We start from the raw sequence: 19,344 nt of genomic DNA, 5'->3' as shown, positions 1-19,344 counted from the left end.
ATCGGGCGTGTGCTCATGAATCAGCGTCGCAGCCGCAGAATCAGGGTGCCGAGCGGCGGCAGCACCAACGCCGCCGATTGCGGCTTGCCGTGGCTTTGCACCGGCTCGGTCGACACGAGGCCCCCGTTACCCATGTTCGAGCCGCCATAGACCTCGGCGTCCGTATTGAGCGCTTCTTCCCATTGCCCCGGCTGCGGCAGGCCAATGCGATAACCGTGGCGCGGCAGCGGCGTGAAATTGCAGATCACGACGATCTCGCGGCCCGTGCCATCCACGCGCCGCCACGCGAGTACGCTGTTTTCGCTGTCGTCGCCGACCAGCCATTCGAAGCCACCCGGTTCGGTGTCGAGCGTGAACAGCGCAGGTTCGGCCTGATAAAGCTTGTTGAGATCGCGCACGAGCGTCTGCACGCCACGATGCAAGGGATCGTCGAGCAGATTCCAGTGCGGCGTGCCGTCGTGATCGAATTCGGCCATCTGCCCGAATTCGCCACCCATGAACAGCAGCTTCTTGCCAGGATGCGCCCACATAAAGCCGAAATACGCGCGCAGGTTCGCAAACCTCTGCCAGCGGTCGCCCGGCATCTTGCCGAGCAGCGAGCCTTTGCCGTGCACGACTTCGTCATGCGAAAGCGGCAGCACGAAGCGCTCGGAATACGCGTAGACCATCGCGAACGTCATCATGTGATGGTGATAACGCCGATACACCGGGTCTTCGTGCATGTAGTGCAGCGTGTCGTGCATCCAGCCCATGTTCCATTTGAACTGGAAGCCCAGACCGCCGTCTTCCGGGCGCGCGGTCACGCCTGGCCACGCCGTGGATTCTTCGGCAATCGTGATGACGCCGGGGCGCTGCGGCACATATTGCGTTTCGTGATTGAGGCGCTTGAGAAACGCAATCGATTCGAGATTTTCGCGGCCGCCGTAGATATTCGGCACCCATTCGCCGTGCGCGCGTGAATAGTCGCGATAAAGCATCGACGCCACCGCGTCCACGCGCAGGCCATCGACGTGATAGCGCATCAGCCACGCGAGACCGGAGGCGATCAGGAACGCGCTCACCTCTTTACGGCCGAGGTTGTAGATCATCGTGTTCCAGTCGGGGTGATAGCCTTCGCGCGGGTCGGCGTGTTCATACAGCGCGGTGCCGTCGAATTCGATCAGGCCGTGCGCATCGTTCGGAAAGTGCGCGGGCACCCAGTCGAGAATCACGCCTAGCCCCGCTTCGTGGGCACGATCGACAAACGCAGCGAAGTCGACGGGCGAGCCAAGCCGTGCCGTGGGCGCGAACTGCGAAAGCGGCTGATAACCCCAGGAACCGCCGAACGGATGTTCGGCAATCGGCAGCAACTCGATGTGCGTAAAGCCCATGCCTTGCGCGTAGGGAATCAGGCGCTCCGAGAGTGCGCGCCAGTCGGGCGCGGGCGCATCGGCGCCTTGCGTGGGCAGCCAGGAGGACGCATGCACTTCATAGATCGACATGGCCGAGCGGGCACTTTGCCGCTGTGCGCGTTGCTGAATCCATTCGTGATCGCGCCATGCGAAGCCATCGAGCGCTTCCACCGGCGCGACAATCGAAGCCGTCGCGGGCGGCGCTTCGGTCTGCAGCGCGCACGGGTCGGACTTGAGCGGCAACACGTTGCCCTGCGCGCCCAGAATTTCGTATTTGTAGCGTGCGCCAGCGGCCACGCGTGGAATGAATAGCTCCCACACGCCGGCTTCGTAGCGCAGGCGCATGGGGTGGCGGCGGCCGTCCCAGGCATTGAAATCGCCTACCACCGAAACGCGCCGCGCATTCGGCGCCCACACGGCGAAGCGCACGCCCGGCACACCATCGCAGACGACCGGTCGCGCGCCCAGACATTCAAGCACCGCATACGGATCGCCATCGGCAAGACGGCGCAGCGCATCTTCGGAAAGCTGCGCTCCAAATGAATAGGAATCCTCGATTTCCTGCGTGACGCCATGCCAGTCGATATCGAGCCGATACGGCACGGCTTCGGCGAGCGGGCCCGCAAAGAAACCGGCGGGATGCACGCGTGTGAGTTCCGCCAGCGTATGCGCGCGGTCGCGCGCCAGCACGCTCACGCGCGAGGCATTCGGCAACCAGACGCGCACATAGGGCGCGCCGTCGACCCAGTGCAACCCGAGCACGGCAAACGGATCGGCATGGCGCCCTTCAACGAGCGCGTCGATGTCGTGATGATGCAGGCCGGCGTCCGGGGCGCGCTCAGGCATGTCCGCTCCCTCCCGTATGGGTGTGCCCGTGGGCTTGATTAGCGGTGAGGCCGAGCACGCGGCTCGCCAGCGCGGCGAGGCCACGAATCGGCAGCGCGAGCCAGGTCGGCCGGTTGGCGGCTTCGTAGCGGATCTCGTAGGCGGCTTTCTCGATCAGGAACAGGTCGAGCAGCGCCTGTTCGTGCGTGGCGCTCACCAGCGAAATAGGCGCGTTCGTGACGGCTGCGCGGTACTGGCTCAGGAAGGTCTCCGCGGCCTGGCCGCGGAAGCGCTCGAACAGCGTGCGCTTGCGATCGGCGATCTGCTGCGGCGCGCTTTCCGTGGTGGATTGCGCGGCGGCACCCGCATACGAGAGCGAGCGCAGCAGGCCCGCGACGTCGCGCAGCGAGCACTGCTTGGCGCGCCGATAATCGAGCGCTCGCGCGGGCTCGCCTTCGAAATCGATCAGGTAAGCATCGCCTTGCGCGAGCAGCACCTGGCCCAGGTGAAAGTCGCCGTGAATGCGGATGCGCGCCGCCGATGCCTCTTCCTGCACCAGCGTTTCCACGGCCTTGACGAGCGCGTCGCGCCGGTCGACCAGGCTGCGTGCGAGTTCGCGCGTATCGTCGTCGAGCGTGTGAACGTCGTCGCCCACATGCTGCGCGACGATATCGAGCGCTTCGATCAGCATCTTCTTCGCGTCGGCGACCCACTGGCGCACATCGGCGGGCGTTGCGGCTTCGGGCGCGAAGGCCGCATCGTCGGTGGGCGAAGCGAGCGCGGCGTGCAATTCGCCCAGCCGCTTGCCAATTGCGCCGATCACGTTCGCGTAGTTCTGCATGACTTCTTCTTCGTGCGCGGTGTCGACGTTTTCGCTGTCGTCGGCGGCGAGCGCCAGTTCGTCGATCGTGCGGCGCAGATAGTCGAGGGCCCACGCCCACGCATCGCCCTGATTGTCGATAAAGCCTTGCAGGATCGCGAGCGTGTGCGGCATGCCTTCAGGATCGACGCGCACGACTTCGCCATAGAGCGGCGCGGTGTTCGCATAGCCGAGCTTCGTGAGGTAGCGGCTCATTTCGGCTTCGGGATGCACGCCTGCCATCAGTCGGCGCACCAGTTTGAGCACGAGCGTTTCCGCGATGATCAGCGAACTGTTGCTTTGCTCGGCGGCCAGCCATCGTATTTCGGGTTCCTCACCAAGTTCGAGTTCGGCCAGTCGGTCGGTCGGCTCGAAGCGGATCGTGCTGCCTTGCACGGTGGGCACCGCCGCGCGTTCATGCAGCTTGCGCAGCACGCCATTGGCAAACCACGGCAGCGAGAAAGCATCCGTGAGATAGCCGATATTGCGACCGCGCCGCACGCGCGAGAGCGCCAACTGGATGTGCAGCGGCGTGGTTGTATCCGTACCCCAGGTAATTGCGATTGGCAACACATAGCGCTCGCTCGTGCCATTGGCGAGTTCCGCTTCGATTTCGGTGAAGGCAAAACCTGCGCCCTGAATCGTGGTGAGCGCGGCCAGCTTCACGCTGCGCAGCGGCTTGTCTTTCGACGCGAACCAGCGGCGTCGCGAAAGCCACGACGGCAGCACTTCCGATTCGAGCAGACGCACGTTTTCAGGCGTCGCGCCGGTTTGACCTTCGCGAATCACGACGGTCACGAATTCCGGCAGTTGCTCCGAAATCGGCTGGCTCCACGATGGACGCTGATTGCCGGGGCACAGCAGGAACCACAGGAAACCATAGGGCGGAAAAGTCAGCAGATAAGGTAATTGCCCGATCGGCGGAAACACGGAATCGGCGGTCATTTCCACCGGAGACGTGCCGGCGAATTCGGAAAGATCGAGTTCGACCGCTTGCGGCGCGCGCGAAAGATTCGCCACGCACAGGATCGACGGCTCGCCCGGCATCTCGCGCAGATACGCGAGAATCTTGCGATTCGAGGGCCGCAGAAAGCGGATCGTGCCGCGTCCGAACGCCTGCTTCGCGCGGCGCGTGGCCAGCATGCGGCGCGTCCAGTTCAGCAGCGAATGCGGGTCGCGCGTCTGCGCTTCCACGTTGATCGCGTCGTAGCCGTAGAGCGAGCCCATCAGCGGCGGCAGCACCAGTTGTTCGGGATCGGCGCGCGAGAAACCGCCATTGCGATCGGACGACCATTGCATCGGCGTACGCACGCCGTCGCGGTCGCCGAGGTGAATGTTGTCGCCCATGCCCAACTCATCGCCGTAATAGATCACGGGCGTGCCCGGCATCGAAAGCAGCAGTGAATTGATCAATTCGATGCGGCGGCGGTCGCGTTCCATCAGCGGCGCGAGGCGGCGGCGAATGCCCAGATTCAGGCGCGCGCGCCGGTCGCTCGCATAGGTGTTCCAGAGATAATCGCGCTCGGAATCGGTCACCATCTCCAGCGTGAGTTCGTCGTGATTGCGCAGGAAAACCGCCCATTGGCAGCTTTCCGGCAGATCCGGCGTCTGCTTCATGATGTCGATGATCGGAAAGCGGTCTTCGCTCGCAATCGCCATATAAAGACGCGGCATCAGCGGGAAGTGAAATGCCATATGGCATTCGTCTTCATTGCCGAAATATTCCTGCACGTCTTCCGGCCATTGATTCGCTTCGGCCAGCAACATCCGGTTGGGATAATGCTCGTCGATGGTCGCGCGAATCTGTTTAAGAATCGCGTGTGTTTCAGGCAGATTTTCGTTATTCGTCCCTTCGCGCTCGACCAGATAAGGCACGGCATCGAGCCGCAGCCCGTCGATCCCCATATCGAGCCAGAAGCGCATCACGTGCAGCACTTCGCGCAGCACGGCCGGATTGTCGAAGTTGAGATCGGGCTGGTGCGAATAGAAACGATGCCAGTAATAGGCGCCCGCAACGGGATCATGGGTCCAGTTCGAAGGCTCGGTATCGATAAAGATAATGCGCGTGCCTTGATAGCGCTGATCGGTATCGGACCACACATAGTAATTGCGATGATTCGAGCCGGGCTTCGCGCGCCGCGCGCGCTGAAACCACGGATGCTGGTCCGAGGTGTGATTGATGACGAGTTCGGTAATCACACGCATGCCGCGCGCGTGCGCTTCCTGAATGAAGCGGCGCACGTCGGCAAGCTGGCCGTAGTCGGGGTGCACGTTGCGGTAATCGGCGATGTCATAGCCGTCGTCGCGACGCGGCGAAGGATAGAACGGCAGCAGCCAGATCGCCGTCACGCCCAGTCCGACAATGTAATCGAGCTTCGCGAGCAGGCCGGCAAAGTCGCCCACGCCGTCGTTATTGGCGTCGAAGAACGATTTCACGTGCACCTGGTAGATCACGGCGTCCTTGTACCAGAGCGGATCGTCCGTGAGCAGCGAAGCTTTGCCGCGCTTTTGCGTGGCGTGGCTTTCGCGTTTGTCGTGCTCGTCGTCGGTCGATGTGGTGGGGTCGTGCGTAACCGAGGGATCGCGTTTCATGTCGCTCCTCCAGGCGGAAAATCATCGCCCAGTTCGGGGTGGCTTTCGAGTTGCGCGTCGAATTGCGCATCGTCGGGATCATGCGGCGGCGTTTCGCGCGGCAGACCGTCAATGGGCGCGATGCGCCAGATCGCAAACGGCTTCGTGTGCGGGTCGAGCCGCACGTGCTGCCAGCGGCTCTGCCATTCGAAGCGCTCGCCGGTCATTTCATCGATGACGGCCAGGCGCGCGTGATCGTCGATCTGCCATTGCTGGAACGTGGCCCACGACAATTCGATATCGGCGCCTTGCTCGTTGTAGGCATCGAGATTGACGGCCACGACGATTACGTTGTCGCGCGCGGGCGTGGCTTTTTCGAAGCAGAGAATCGCGTCGTTATGGGCATTCAGGAAGGTGACGCCCAGGTGCGTTTGCAGCGCGGGATTGGCGCGGCGGATGCGATTGAGCGCCGCAATTTCGCCGATGATATGGCCCGGTCGATTCCAGTCCCACGCGCGTAGTTGATACTTTTCGGAGTCCAGATATTCTTCGCTATTGGGCAAAGGGCGAGCGTCACACAATTCGAAGCCGCTATACACGCCCCACAATCCTGAAAGCAGCGAGGCGAGCGCCGCGCGTATCAAATGCATCGAGCGCGCACCGCTTTGCAGATAGCGCGGATTAATGTCCGGCGTATTGACGAAGAAATTGGGCCGATAAAAATCGCGCACTTCGCTCTGCGTGAGTTCGGTCAGATAGGCGATGAAATCGCGCTTCGATTCGCGCCACGTGAAATACGTATACGACTGCGAAAAGCCGATCTTCGCGAGCCGATACATCAGGCGCGGACGCGTAAACGCTTCGGAGAGAAAGATCACATCGGGATGACGCGCCCGCACGTCGGCGATCATCCATTCCCAGAACGGCAGCGGCTTGGTGTGCGGGTTATCGACGCGGAAAATGCGCACGCCCGTATCCACCCAGAACAGGATCACATCGCGCAGCGCGAGCCAGAGATCGGGCTTGGCATCGTGCGCGTAGAACTCGGGATTGACGATGTCCTGGTACTTCTTCGGCGGGTTTTCCGCATAGCGCAGCGTGCCGTCGGGCCGCCACGCGAACCAGCTGGGATGCGCCTTGAGCCACGGATGATCGGGCGAGCATTGAATCGCAAAGTCGAGCGCGATTTCGAGCCCATGCGCGTGCGCTGCGTTGAGCATGCGGCAGAAGTCTTCGAGCGTGCCCAGTTCGGGATGCACGGCCGTGTGTCCGCCTTCGGCCGCGCCTATCGCATACGGGCTGCCCACGTCGCCGGGCTGCGCGGTCAGCGAGTTATTGCGGCCTTTGCGGTTGGCCAGGCCGATCGGATGAATCGGCGGGAAATACAGCACGTCGAAGCCCATGTCGCGCACGCGCGGCATCTTCGCGATCACATCGTCCCAGGTGCCGTGGCGCGATTCGTCGTCGCTCATCGAGCGCGGGAAGATTTCGTACCAGCTTGCGAAACGCGCGGCGGGGCGTTCGGCATCCACGCGCTGCACGGTGGCATCGCGCGAGAGGAACGGGCGATGATGCGCGGCGCGCACGGCCGCGGCGGTCGCGGGCGCGGCAAGCAATGCGCAGCGCGTGTCTTCATCGGCGCCGATAAAACGCCGGACGATGTCGTCGAGCGCGGCGCGATTGCGCGCGTGTTCGTCGCCGGGCACGTCCGAGGTTTCCGCCGTGGCGAGCACGAGCGCAAGCAGGCGGCTCGCTTCTTCCAGTTCGAGGTGGAGCGGCTGATTCGCCGCGCGCTTCTTTTTCAGATGCTCGACGAGCGAGGCGAAGTCGTCGCGCCACGCGATCACCACGAACTCGTAGCGGCCCACGCGATCGAGCGGGAAATGTCCGCTCCAGAGGTCGGTGCCGGCGGATGGCACCGGCGACATCGGCGCTTCGTGCCAGGCGGTTTCATCGGCGGCGCGCCAGAGAATCGCGCCATCGATCCGATCGTGGCCTTCCGCGAAGATCGCGGCGCGCACTTCGCAACGCTCGCCGACGATGCGCTTCGCCACGAAGCGTCCGTGATCGACCGAAGGCGTCACGCTTTCGATCGCGATGCGCGGCGCGGCGATCGCTTCCAGCACGCTCTTGTGGCCGCTCGTGGCCGACTTCGCCAGATCCTCGGGCGGCGCGAGCGAGACCAGCGGCGTGGCCATGGCGCGGAACATCCAGCACGCGCCGGCCGGTAGCGTGAAGCTGTCGGGCACGGCGCTCGCATCGTGGCGCTCGGGCAGGCGTGCGCCGCGCAAGGTCTGCGCGTCGAGCGGCGTGAAGCGCGTGAAATTGCCGGGCACGCCGTCGAGCAGATGCGCCATGTTCACGCGCACCGGCGCGGCCAGCGCGGGATTGATCAGCGTGAGCAGCGCTTCTTCGGCGATGCGCAGATCGCTGCCGTCGCCGCGCAGCACGGCCGCCACGGGCGCGCCCGCGCCGTTGAGCGCGCGCAGTTCGCCATTGGTCTGCAGGACGAACGTCTCGCGCTGCAAGGCGTTGGCGTGGGCGATATCGGCGGAGAAGTCGAAGGGCGCATGCGCCTTGATGTCGTCCCATCGGGGCGAGGCGTCCTGCGCAGTGCGGCTGTCGTGGCTGGTGGCGTCGTGGACGCCGTATTCGAAACCCATCGGCACGAGCCAGCCGGTGCCGAGCGCAGCGGCTGTGCGCAACATCCGGCGATACGCGCGTTCGACCGCGCGCGCGTCGGCGGCGCCTTCGAGATCGTGCGCGAGACGCGTGCCATACGGCGCTTCGGGAAACGAAACCGGCGAGCCGACACGACGCACGACGTCGTGCTCCTCGATCATCCAGCGCTCGGAAAAATCCCACCAGCGCAGCGAGGTGAATGCGGCGTCGAATCCCGCATGTTCGAGTTGCGCGATTTCCTCGCGCGCAAGGCCCGGCGTGGCCGCGAGCCAGCGCGTCTGCGCATGCGTGGCGCGCACGGCGTCGAACACCGCGCGCAGCACGCTCACCGGCACGCGATGCGGCGAATCCACGCGAAAGCCGCCGAGCCCGGCATCGACCAGGCGCGTCGCGAACTGCGTCCACCAGAGCGCGAGCGGCGCGGCTGCACGGTCGAAATCGGCGTAGGCGACGTTGTCTTCCGCATGGCCGTGACGTGGGTCGAGGCGCGCGTCCTCGGGCTCGAACGGATGAAACCACTCGGGGTGTGCGGCGTAGAGCGCGCCATCGGCGGCTGCGCGGTCGAGCGTGAGATCGGCGAGCAGCGTGAGACCGCGGGCGCGCGCGGCGCTGGCGAGCAGGCGCAACGCGTCGTCCACGCGTTCCTGCGAGCCGAAGGCGGGATGCAAGCGGGTGTGATCGGCGATGATGCGGTCGTCGCCTGACGCGCCGGGCGCGAACAGGCCGCCGATCAGGACATGATCGAAGCCGAGCGACGCCGCGTGCGCAAAATGCGCAGGCCACGCGTCGAGCGACCCGACAAGGACGGAATGGACGAAGTAGATCCGCGGCGCATAGGCGTGGGGAGGTTCCATCGGTCGTCTTCCAGGTTCGTCGGGCGGCGTGGATGCAAGGCCGATGTGTCACCGGATGCGATCACGTTGCCCGTGGGCTGCCGGAGCGGGCCGCGCGGGGGCCGCGGCGCGTCCTGTTCAGAGTAGTGCAAGAGCAGGCCGGAACCAAACCGCGGTCGACGCGTGGCGTCTTGGCGATGAATTCAGCAAGGCCTGTGCCCAAGGCGGGCGCAGTGAGGGGATCGGCCCGCCGCCGCGCGCGGCGCTGGCGTGTGGCGGCGAATCCGGTGCGTGCGCGGGTCTGCCGCGATGGCGTAGAGACGCGCGATATTTGCAAAAACGGCGTGGCGGACCGAGGCGTCAGTTCCCCACCATGCTCGCCGCGATATTCACGCACAGCCCGAGCACGGAGACATTGAAGTAGAACGACAGGATCGACTGCGCGAGCACGCTGCGGCGCGCGCTGCGCCCGCGCATGCCGATATCGGCGGTCTGCGAGGCGCAGGCAATCGTGAACGAGAAATACAGGAAGTCCCAGTAATTGGGCGTGAGCGCTTTGTCGGGAAAGGCGAGCGCGGGCGCGTCGGGATCGGAGCCGTAATACACGCGCGCGTAGTGCAGCGTGAAGATGGTGGGAATCAGGAACCACGCGCCGATCAGCGTCATGCCCGTGAGCAGGGAGTGCAGCACCTTCGAGGCCGTGCCCAGATCCTTGGTGGTGCCCAGCTCCAGCACGATGGCGACGATGCTGGCGACCGTTGCCGCGCACACCATGAACAGCACGGTGCTCGCACTCTGGTCCTCGCGCTGGGCGTTGGCGCGCACGCTTTCTTCGTCGGTGCGCGCCATGTGTATCCAGATCAGCACGAGGTAGGTCCAGATCGCGGCGTCCCAGCCGAGCAGAACGCGCGCGACCGGCCGGATCGCTGCCGGTGTCAGCACGCCGAGCAGCACGCCCACCGCGATGCCCACCGTCATATGCGGACGATTGCTCAAAACCTGCGGAAGTAGCTTCATCGTTGTCGATCGCCCGTATGAGTGTGCTGCGCACTTCGATTCTAGTCAGACCGCCGATATGGCGATATTTTATGGAACGCACCTTACGGCTGCGCTTTCGTCGGCGTGCCTGATCGTTGTTCGATCATCTGGACCTTTTATCGACATGGCAGGGCGCTCGCCCTTGTCACGAATGTCACGCTTGTTACTGCTTGTCACGCCTCGCGCACGCGTGTTCGGGCACGATGGTGAAGTTATCCGTACTACCCAGGATTACGTGCAGATTCGCCATTGAATCGCGTCAATCCAGCAATAAAAAAGTCCGCCTGAAAGCGCTATTTAAGGCGTGTGAAAAGGCGCTGAAAAAACCTCCATGAAAAGCTCGCTGGCTCGCATACATAATGCGTGCGCAGCACTATGATGAAGCGATGACGCTCACTCTTGTTCCGGAAGTTGTGCATCACGCGGCCAATGCGGCCGGTCGCGATTTCGTGATCGGCGACCTGCACGGCTGCGTGGATGCCTTGCGCTTTCTGCTTCACAAAGTGGGCTTCGACGCAGAGCGCGACCGGCTCTTTTCGGTCGGCGATCTCGTCGATCGCGGCGACCAGTGCGAACAGGCGCTGGAGCTGCTCGATCAGCCCTGGTTCTACGCCGTGCTCGGCAATCACGAAGACGCGCTGTGCGCGGTCGCCGAAGGGCGGCTGCCGCGGCATCGCTGGTATGGCATCGGCGGAGGCTGGGCGCAGGCGCTGCCGGATCGTGCGCTCGCGGCGCATGCGAAACGCCTGCGCGAACTGCCGCTGGCGCGCACGGTGGGCGAAGGCGAAGCGCGCTTCAACGTGCTGCACGCGGAATTCTTCGGCGACGATGCCGAACTCGACGCCGGCCAGTTCGACCCGGCCGTGCGCGAGCGCATGCTGTGGGGGCGCGAGCTTGCTTTCAAGGCAGGATCGCCGCCGCGCCACGCGCTGTCGCTGACTTACTGCGGCCATACGCCGGTGCGCGAGTTGCGCCAGATCGGTTCGCAAATGTTTATCGATACCGGCGCCTTCATCCCCGAAGGCCGTCTGACCATGGTCGAGGCGCGGACGTCGCGCAACTGGTCGATCTCCTTGCAGGCCGCGCGTGCGATGGGTGCCGCGGACATGGCCTTTCCCTGAATATTTTTAAGTCCCGCAGGCCGATGGCAGTCGATTTGGGTTGGGTATAATCGCCGCCCGGTTTACTTGTGATCGACGGAGGCGCGGCGTGCGGGCAGCGGTAGTGATGGTCGCGGCATGGTGGCTCGCGACGGCGACGGCATGGGCTGCCGCGCCAGCGGTGGGACATGCGGCGCATGCGACTCATGGTGTGCATGGTGCTCATGCAGTTCATGCGGGCAAGGCGCAGACATCCGCGCACAGGAAAGGCGCGAAGCAGTCCGCCACGGCCTCCCATGGCGGGCGAACTGGACGATCGGCGAAATCGGCGCACGCGTCGCATCCGAAGCATGAGACGCAGCACATATCGCGCACGCCGCGTCAGGCGAGCGCGCACAAACCGGTTAAGCCGGCGGCGGTGCGTCCTGCATCCCATCATCGGCTGATGGTCGATGCGCCGGCGCCGTCCTCCGTTACGCCTTCCGTGCCCGTGAAGCGCGCGATCCAGCAGCCGCACGAACTCCCGCCGATCCTGAGCTGAACCGCCGCGCTCACGCGCTGCCGAGACTCGACGCCAGCAACTGCAGCGTGGCTGCCGAACGCGGCTCGCGCACCCGCGAATGCAGCGTGACGCGCGAGGTCGGCAAGGGCGGCAGACCAAACTTCGCACCAACATCGACGAGCGTTCGCGGCGCCACCCGCCGCGCCAGCGCCGATACCGCCAGGCCGGCCTCCAGCGCCGCACCGACCGCGGCCACGCCGCCGCCTGCGAACACCTCAGTCCACGTTATCCCGGCCGCATCGAGCGCGCCGATCGCCGCCGCACGCACCGCGCAAGGCGCAGTCAGCAGGGCGAGCGGCAGCGGCGTGCCGGGCGACCATTGGCACTCGGGCGAAGCGAGCCAGACCAAAGGCTCGTCGAAGAGCAGGCGCGCGTCGCCGCGCGGTGCTTCATCGGCTTCCTGACGCACGATCACCGCATCCAGCCGACGCTCGTCGAACTGCGCGAGCAACTGCGCCGACAAACCCAGATGCAACGCGATGACCAATCCCGGATCGTGCGCGCGCAGGAGCGCAAGCTGGCGGGCGAGTTGCGCGTCGGCGACGTGCTCGCTCAAGCCGAGAGAAAGCCGTCGTACCTCGCCCGACAGCGCACCGAGCGCGCGTTCATGCGCGCCCAGCAGATCGCGCGCGGCGCCGAGGAAGGCCAGCCCATCCTGTGACAGCCGCACGAGGCGCGGCGTGCGTTCGAGCAGCTGGCGCCCGAGATGGCTTTCGAGACGCTTGAGCTTCAGGCTGACCGCCGATTGCGTGGTGCCGAGCGCATCGGCGGCGCGCGTGAAGCTGCGGAGTTCGGCGACGAGCACGAAGGCGCGCACGGCGTCGAGATCGAGCGGTTTCATTTCCATCGTAAATGAATGAAATATCGATTGATGTCTGTTTATTATGATAAGCGCGGACTAAGCTGATGTCATGTTCAATCAACCCTGATGGAGACCGACATGCCTTTCACTCGTATCGCCGTTCGCGCCGGCAAGCCCGCAACGTATCGCAAGGCCCTCATGCAGGGCGTGCACCGCGCGCTGATGGACGTGTTCAAGGTGCCCGAGGACGACCAGTTCATGATCGTCACCGAACACGATGCCGATAATTTTGTCTTCGGCCGGCATTATCTGGGCATCGAGCGCAGCGATGATCTGGTGATGATCCAGATCGCCGTGAGCAATACGCGCGGGCAGGATCAGAAGAAGGCGCTGTTTGCGCAGATCGCGGAAAACCTCGCGCAGGCGCCGGGCGTCAGGCGCGAGGATGTGTTCGTCAATCTCGTGGATGTCGCGAGGGAGAACTGGTCGTTTGGGAATGGGGCGGCACAGTACGCGACGTAAGCAATCGCGTGGCCACACGAAATCGACTGCCTTCGTGGGCTTACACTTACACGCTTGCTACGAGTTCAGATAACGTTCGAGCGCAATGACGGGTGCTGGCCGCGCGAAGAAAAAGCCTTGCAGTTCGTGGCAGCGCTCGTCGAGCAACGCTTGCCGCTGATCGCCCGTTTCGACGCCTTCCGCGGTGATCGGCAAATCGAGGCTGCGGCAAAGTTCGGTGATCGCGTGGATAATGGCCGCCGATTTCGGATTGTTGCCCAGTCCATTCACAAAACCGCGATCGATTTTCACGCGCGTAAAGGGAACACTCTGCAGTAGTCCTAATGACGAATAGCCCTTGCCGAAATCGTCCATCGCGACACCCACGCCCATCGCGCGAATTTCGTTCAGGATTCGCGACGAGGTGCCAGACGATTCCAGCAGCACCGTTTCGGTGATTTCCACTTCCAGACGATGCGCCGGAAGCGCGGAATTCACGAGCGCTTTCGCGAGAATGTGCGTAAAGTCCGCGTGAATCAGTTGGGCCGGCGAAACGTTGACGCTCAGGCGAATATGCGAAGGCCAGAGCGCCGCGTCTCGACACGCCTTTTCCAGCACCCACGCGCCGAGTTCCGGCATCAGGCCGCGCTCTTCCGCAACCGGGATGAATTCGGCGGGAGAGATGGGGCCGCGCTTGGGGTGACGCCAGCGCAGTAACGCCTCGCAGGCAGTCGTGACGCCGCTATGCGCATCGACGATCGGCTGATAATGCAATTCCAGTTGATTCGCGCGCAGGGCGCGGCGCAGATCGTCTTCGAGTTCGTTGCGTAATCGGATCGGGTTGTTCATGCCGCTTTCGTACAGGCGAAAGCAGTTGCGGCCATCGCGTTTGGCCGCATAGAGCGCGAGGTCCGCGCGCTGGAGCACCGTCCCCGCATCGATCCCCGCCCGCGCGTGAATGACGATACCGACGCTTGCACCGATGCTGATTTCATTGCTCGCGATTTCGAACGGCGCGGAGAGCGTCTCGATACATCGTTGCGCGAGTTCGGCCGCGTCATTCATGCTGCGAAACGGCACCTGCAGAATCGCGAATTCATCGCCGCTCAGGCGAGCCAACTGGTCGCTCGCGCGCACGGTGTCCGAGAGTCGTCGCGCGACGGCCTTGAGCAGTTCATCGCCGACATGATGACCGAGCGTGTCGTTGACCGACTTGAAGCGATCCAGATCGAGAAAAAGCAGCGCAAACGGCCGCTCGGCGGATGCGCTTTCTGCCAGTTCGGACAAGCGCTCCTGGAAGCGCAGACGATTGGGCAGGTCGGTCAGATGATCGTGATGGGCGAGATGCGAGATGCGTTGTTCCGCGATGCGCCGTTCGGTCATGTCTTCGATCGTGGACACCCAGCCGCCATGCGACAGCAGGCGTGTCACGACCGAAATGCTGCGGCCCAGACAGGCGATTTCCATCGTCGCCTGTTGCTGATTGACTTCGAAACGATGAACCAGTTGCGTGCGCAACGTTCTGACCCACGCCGCCGTTTGATCCTGCGGCATGCCGGCACGCTCGCCGATACACCGTAGCAACGTACCCAGCCGCATCCCTTCGAACAGCGCACCGTCAGGGAGCGCGAGGATACGGGCGAACTGGTTGTTGGACAGGACGAGGCGTCCGCGGCGATTGAACAGACACAATCCTTGCGACATGTTATCCAGCGCGAGATCCAGATTGCGCGTGGTCTCTTCGAGCGCGCGCGCGATCTCGCGCTGTTCGCTGCAGTCGCGGGTAATTTTTGCGAAGCCGAACAGCACGCCTGCGTCGTCGTAGATCGGCTGAATGACCACATGGGCCCAGAAGCGGCGTCCGTCCTTGCGCACGCGCCAGCCTTCGGCTTCGAATTTTCCGGTTTGACGCGCCGTTTCGAGGCCGTGTTGCGGCAAGCCGCGTTCGCGATCGGCGGGTTCGTAAAAGCAGGAGAAATGCTTGCCGACGATCTCGGCCGCCTGATAGCCCTTGGCGCGTTGCGCGCCAGCGTTCCAGTTCGAGACGACGCCATTCGTGTCGAGCATGTAGATCGCGTAGTCGGTGACGCCTTCCACCAGCAACCTGAGGCTGCGCTCATGGTCGCGCGTCGGTTTGTCCTGCGAGCGTTCTTCGGTGCGATCGCGCATCAGCTTGACGAACCCGTGCAGCTCGCCATCGCCGCCGTAAACAGGTTCGATGAGGACATGGGCCCAGAATTGCGTGCCGTCCGGGCGCACGCGCCAGCCTTCGGCCTCGAATTTTCCGGTTGTGCTCGCGAGATGCAGATGTTGCGCAGGAACTTCGGCTAGCTTTTCATCAGAAGAATAGAAGCACGAGAAGTGCCGATCGACGATTTCCTCTGCCGGAAATCCGGTGGCATTGGCCGCTTCGGCGTTCCACGTTCTGATCAATCCCTCTGCATTCAGCAGATAAATGGAATAGCCCAACTGCTGGATAGGCTCCCGGCCAACCAGATTGCTCGATGCTTCCGTCTGAGACGTTTGCCGTGAGAGGCTGGAGTCGGAATTCGTTACCCCGATTTGCTCAGTTTTCATTTTTTTCGAGTATCTGATCGGCTTCGCGAGATGCCCGCTCAGAATATATGCGGCACAGCAGGGCGCGCAATGGTTAAAAAGCAGTTGTTGGCGCGCAAACGTTTTACTTGGGTGCCGTCGAACCGGGGCGCGTTTTGTGCTGGTTTGGACGCGTCATCCCGCTGGCGTCCGGATTATCGATCCTTCGGTGCGATGCGTCCATTTGACGCGATTCGCGAGACGGTCCATAATCTCGCCTACCAATGTTAGACAATATGTATACAAAGAAATTTGTGAGTCTGAATCGCCCTGGTTCGTTGGCCGTCGAGCGCTGATCCAAAATCAAAGCGATCGCGCGGGCACGCGTGGCGGCGAACCTTCCGGTGTCATTTGAAATGACGCATCGATAGCCTCATCCGATGAGGCGAGGTCGAGGCTTTGGCGCGCCATTAATTTCGTAAGCCTAATCAGTTTTTCGTGGCGAATCGCGTGCGAATGGATTCGGCTCTTGAATTTTCATTTGCCATGCCAGCGCATACCGTTGGCTGGCTTCCAGATCCCGGGTCTTCGAGGGGACCGCCGGGATCGCGTCTTATTCGGCAAGAAGGATAAGTACTGGTGCTCCTGGAATGCTGCAAAGACAGCCACAAAACGGCAGCAGGGCAGATGCACGCATCGATAACTGGACGGAAATATGCAGCAAGTCACATCGCTACCGGGAGACGATTCGCGCCCGGGTTGGTATCACACGAGTGCCGCGCGTCGACCGAAGCCGCGCCATACGGGCGAGAAGCGCGTGCGCTGGACGATCGTCGGCGCGGGCTTGACCGGACTCGCAGCAGCCCGGCAACTCGCGACGAATTTCCCGGATGAAGAGATCGTACTCGTCGAAGCCCAGGAAGTCGGCTTTGGCTCGGCAGGCCGAAATGCGGGTTTCGCGATCGATGTGCCGCATGACATCGGCGCAAAGGACTACATCGGCGATGTGAATACAGCAAAGCTGGTCCTGAAGCTGAATACGCTCGGCCAGAATTTCCTGCGCGAGATCGTCGCGGAAAACAACATCCAATGCCAGATGTCGGAAGCGGGTAAGTATCAAGCCGCTGTGGAGGATCGCGGCATCGCGGTGCTGGAAGCGTATCGAAGCGGTCTGGCCAAGATCGGTCGCGAGACCCAGATGATCGAAGGGAAGGATCTGCCCGATCATATCGGCACGTCGTTCTACAAGAAGGCGCTTTTCATTCCCGGCACGATTCTGCTGCAGCCGTCCGCGCTCGTGAAGGGCCTCGCGGATAGCCTGCCCGCGAACGTCACGCTCTACGAACACACGCCGATCACCGGCGTCGAATACGGCGACGAGATCGTTCTCGCGCATGACCAGGGCCGCATTACGACCGAAAAGCTGATTCTCACGAATAACGCTTTCGCTTCGCACTTTGGCTTCCTCAAAGGCCGGCTGCTGTCGACGTTCCTGTATGGCAGCCTGACCCGCCCGCTGACGAATCAGGAGCAGGCTCAACTCGGCGGCAAGGACGTCTGGGGTGTGATTCCTGCCGATCCGTTTGGCAGCACGGTGCGGCGCACGATGGACAACCGCATCCTGGTCCGCAACAGCTTCAGCTTCAATCCGAATGGCAGGCCGAACGCGAATTACCTGAAGCGCTACATCAAGAACCATCGGAAATCGTTCGAGCGTCGTTTCCCGATGCTGCCGAAGGTCGATCTCGAGTACACGTGGAGCGGCGCGATCTGCCTCTCGGAAAACCACGAAGGCTTCTTCGGGCAACTCGCGCCCAATGTGTATGGCGCCTTGTGCTGCAATGGCCTTGGCATCACGCGCGGCACGGCGACCGGCAAGCTGCTCGCCGACTGGCTGGCGGGCAAAAGCGGCGAGCTCACGGAATTTCTGCTGGCCTCGCCGGGACCGAACAGGACGCCACCGGAGCCGTTCCTCTCGATTGGCGTGAATGCGGTTTTGAAGTGGGGGCAATTCCGCGCCGGTCTCGAAGCATGACAACGCACACGTTGTCGCGAGAAGACGGTGCCCACTACACGTAAGGATATAAAGCAGGAAAATGAGTTCTACTAAATCTGATGTACTGATTGACGATGTAAAGATAAATGCATTTCATCAACTGTTGACGGTACGCACTGGCGGCGGTTGGGTGATGGTCGGCTACATCCTGAGCATCATCGGCGTTGCGACCATTCCCATGTCCAGCGCCTTGGCGCTGGGCGGATTCTGGCAAGGCATTACAGCAGCGATGGCGCTTGTCGGTGTGTTCGTCGGCGGATTCGTCGGCGGCTGGCTGACCGACCGCCTGGGGCGTCAGAAACTGTTTTTCGTCGCACCGGCGATCGTGCTCGCCTGCTCGATTGGCATGCTCTGGGTGGGCAGTGGGGCGAGCCTCGCCGTTCTGCGTCTGCTCTCCGGCCTCGCGGTCGGCATCGAATACACGGCGGCGGGTTCTTTGCTGACTGAGTTCATTCCGCAGAAGCATCGCGGTGCGCGACTCTCGGTCCTGACCGTGCTGTGGTTCGTGGGGGCGGCACTGTCCTACATCGCGGGCAATTTCATCCTGTCGAGCGCTGGCGCCGACGCGTGGCGTCATGTCATGGCCAGCCCGGCAATCATCGCGTTGATCTTGCTGGTTATTCGCGTTGGCACGCCGGAATCGCCGCGATGGCTGCTGAGCAAAGGACGTCGCACCGACGCCGAAGCCGTGATCAAACGCGTCTACGGCCCGTCGTTCTCGTTGCGCAATATTGCTGAGGAGCCGAAGGCGGCGAAAGCGATGAGCTTTATGGACGCTATCCGCGCGGGTTACGGCAAGCGGATCATGTTTGTGGTGATGTTCTGGAGCTGCGCGGTTATTCCGGTTTTCGCGGTCTACGCGTTCGTGCCCAAGCTGTTTCAGGCGCTGAATTTGACCGGCCGTCTCGCATCCTATGGTTCGGTCGGCATCACGTTGATGTTTGTCGTCGGTTGCGTGGTGGCGACGTGGCTGATCAATTTCATTGGCCGACGCACGATCATTCTCCAGAGCTTCCTGTGGTCGGGGCTCGCGCTACTCGGTCTGGGCCTGTTCCCTGAAGCCGCGGGCTGGATCGTGCTGCTGCTGTTCGCGGCCTATGCGTTGTTTATCGGCGGTGCTCAGGTGCTGGAATTCGTCTACCCCAACGAACTGTTCCCCACGGAGATTCGCGCTTTCGCTGTCGGGCTCGGGGCATCGCTGTCGGCACTGAGCAGCGCCGTTGGGACCTGGCTCGTGCCGATCTCGCTGGAAAAGTTCGGGATTGGCGAGACGATGTTCGCGGCCGCGGCAATCACTTTGCTCGGCTTCCTGGTGTCGATGATGCTGGCGCCTGAAACTCGCTCGATGAGTCTGCAGGAAGCGGCTTCGCTGGGCCGTTGATGACGGGCTGAATATCTGGTTAGCCCGCCCCGTGCGTTGCGTAGTCAGGCTGCGTCGCGCCTCGGGGCGGGCAGACAAAGCGGCAGCTATTTGGGGTTTGTTATTGCCAATAGCGTGCCGCTGAACTCACCGTCATTCATCAGACAAAAAAACTTCACTCTGCGGATGGGTAAAGTCGCGCAGCTTGTTGTCGTTAACTCGCAGGTAT

Annotated in this window: 11 protein-coding genes; 5 read left to right on the top strand and 6 right to left on the bottom strand. The window is 62.9% G+C overall.

Annotation, left to right across the window (positions count from 1 at the left end; all coding sequences use genetic code 11):
* Positions 1 to 20 precede the first annotated feature (20 nt).
* The 4 genes from glgB to U5A67_RS05615 all read right to left on the bottom strand — a co-directional run bounded on the left by glgB (position 21) and on the right by U5A67_RS05615 (position 10,178).
* A complete protein-coding gene (gene glgB, locus U5A67_RS05630) occupies positions 21 to 2,237 on the bottom strand; it encodes a 1,4-alpha-glucan branching protein GlgB (protein WP_321813362.1) in 2,217 nt (738 codons plus the stop codon).
* A complete protein-coding gene (gene treS / locus U5A67_RS05625) occupies positions 2,230 to 5,667 on the bottom strand; it encodes a maltose alpha-D-glucosyltransferase (RefSeq protein WP_321813361.1) in 3,438 nt (1,145 codons plus the stop codon). The genes glgB and treS overlap by 8 nt, the downstream gene beginning before the upstream one ends.
* Positions 5,664 to 9,182, bottom strand: a complete 3,519-nt coding sequence (locus U5A67_RS05620; protein WP_321813360.1) for an alpha-1,4-glucan--maltose-1-phosphate maltosyltransferase — start codon at positions 9,180 to 9,182, stop codon at positions 5,664 to 5,666. The genes treS and U5A67_RS05620 overlap by 4 nt, the downstream gene beginning before the upstream one ends.
* A 339-nt stretch (positions 9,183 to 9,521) precedes the next feature.
* Positions 9,522 to 10,178 (bottom strand): DUF1345 domain-containing protein, encoded by a 657-nt coding sequence (locus tag U5A67_RS05615; RefSeq protein ID WP_321813359.1) that lies wholly within the window; start codon positions 10,176 to 10,178, stop codon positions 9,522 to 9,524.
* 407 nt (positions 10,179 to 10,585) lie between these two features.
* Here U5A67_RS05615 and U5A67_RS05610 point away from each other — a divergent pair, with 407 nt between their 5' ends.
* A complete protein-coding gene (locus U5A67_RS05610; protein ID WP_205986833.1) occupies positions 10,586 to 11,320 on the top strand; it encodes a metallophosphoesterase in 735 nt (244 codons plus the stop codon).
* Positions 11,321 to 11,408: 88 nt separating this feature from the next.
* On the top strand, positions 11,409 to 11,840 hold the full coding sequence (locus tag U5A67_RS05605) for a hypothetical protein (RefSeq protein ID WP_321813358.1): 432 nt from the start codon (positions 11,409 to 11,411) through the stop codon (positions 11,838 to 11,840).
* A 10-nt stretch (positions 11,841 to 11,850) separates the two neighbouring features.
* Here the strand turns inward: U5A67_RS05605 and U5A67_RS05600 are convergent, their stop codons facing one another.
* The gene (locus U5A67_RS05600; protein WP_321813357.1) at positions 11,851 to 12,702 is read right to left on the bottom strand and encodes a LysR family transcriptional regulator; all 852 of its coding nucleotides are present in this window, start codon (positions 12,700 to 12,702) and stop codon (positions 11,851 to 11,853) included.
* A gap of 99 nt (positions 12,703 to 12,801) precedes the next feature.
* Here U5A67_RS05600 and U5A67_RS05595 point away from each other — a divergent pair, with 99 nt between their 5' ends.
* Complete coding sequence (locus U5A67_RS05595; protein WP_205986830.1) at positions 12,802 to 13,185, top strand: tautomerase family protein; 384 nt, start codon at positions 12,802 to 12,804, stop codon at positions 13,183 to 13,185.
* Positions 13,186 to 13,242: 57 nt separating this feature from the next.
* On the opposite strand, the gene U5A67_RS05590 is transcribed toward U5A67_RS05595, so the two are convergent.
* Positions 13,243 to 15,633, bottom strand: coding sequence for an EAL domain-containing protein (locus tag U5A67_RS05590; protein ID WP_321959678.1), 2,391 nt, complete (start codon positions 15,631 to 15,633; stop codon positions 13,243 to 13,245).
* A gap of 781 nt (positions 15,634 to 16,414) precedes the next feature.
* Between U5A67_RS05590 and U5A67_RS05585 the strand changes: the two genes are divergently transcribed.
* Together U5A67_RS05585 and U5A67_RS05580 are read left to right on the top strand one after the other, a co-directional pair.
* Positions 16,415 to 17,734 (top strand): FAD-binding oxidoreductase, encoded by a 1,320-nt coding sequence (locus U5A67_RS05585; protein WP_321813355.1) that lies wholly within the window; start codon positions 16,415 to 16,417, stop codon positions 17,732 to 17,734.
* A 124-nt stretch (positions 17,735 to 17,858) separates the two neighbouring features.
* Complete coding sequence (locus U5A67_RS05580) at positions 17,859 to 19,136, top strand: MFS transporter (RefSeq protein WP_321813354.1); 1,278 nt, start codon at positions 17,859 to 17,861, stop codon at positions 19,134 to 19,136.
* Positions 19,137 to 19,344: the final 208 nt, after the last annotated feature.

This window comes from Paraburkholderia sp. J69-1 (assembly GCF_905220255.1).
GTDB lineage: Bacteria > Pseudomonadota > Gammaproteobacteria > Burkholderiales > Burkholderiaceae > Paraburkholderia.
Note: the sequence above shows the minus strand (reverse complement) of the source record. Positions and strands in the feature narration are given on the sequence as shown.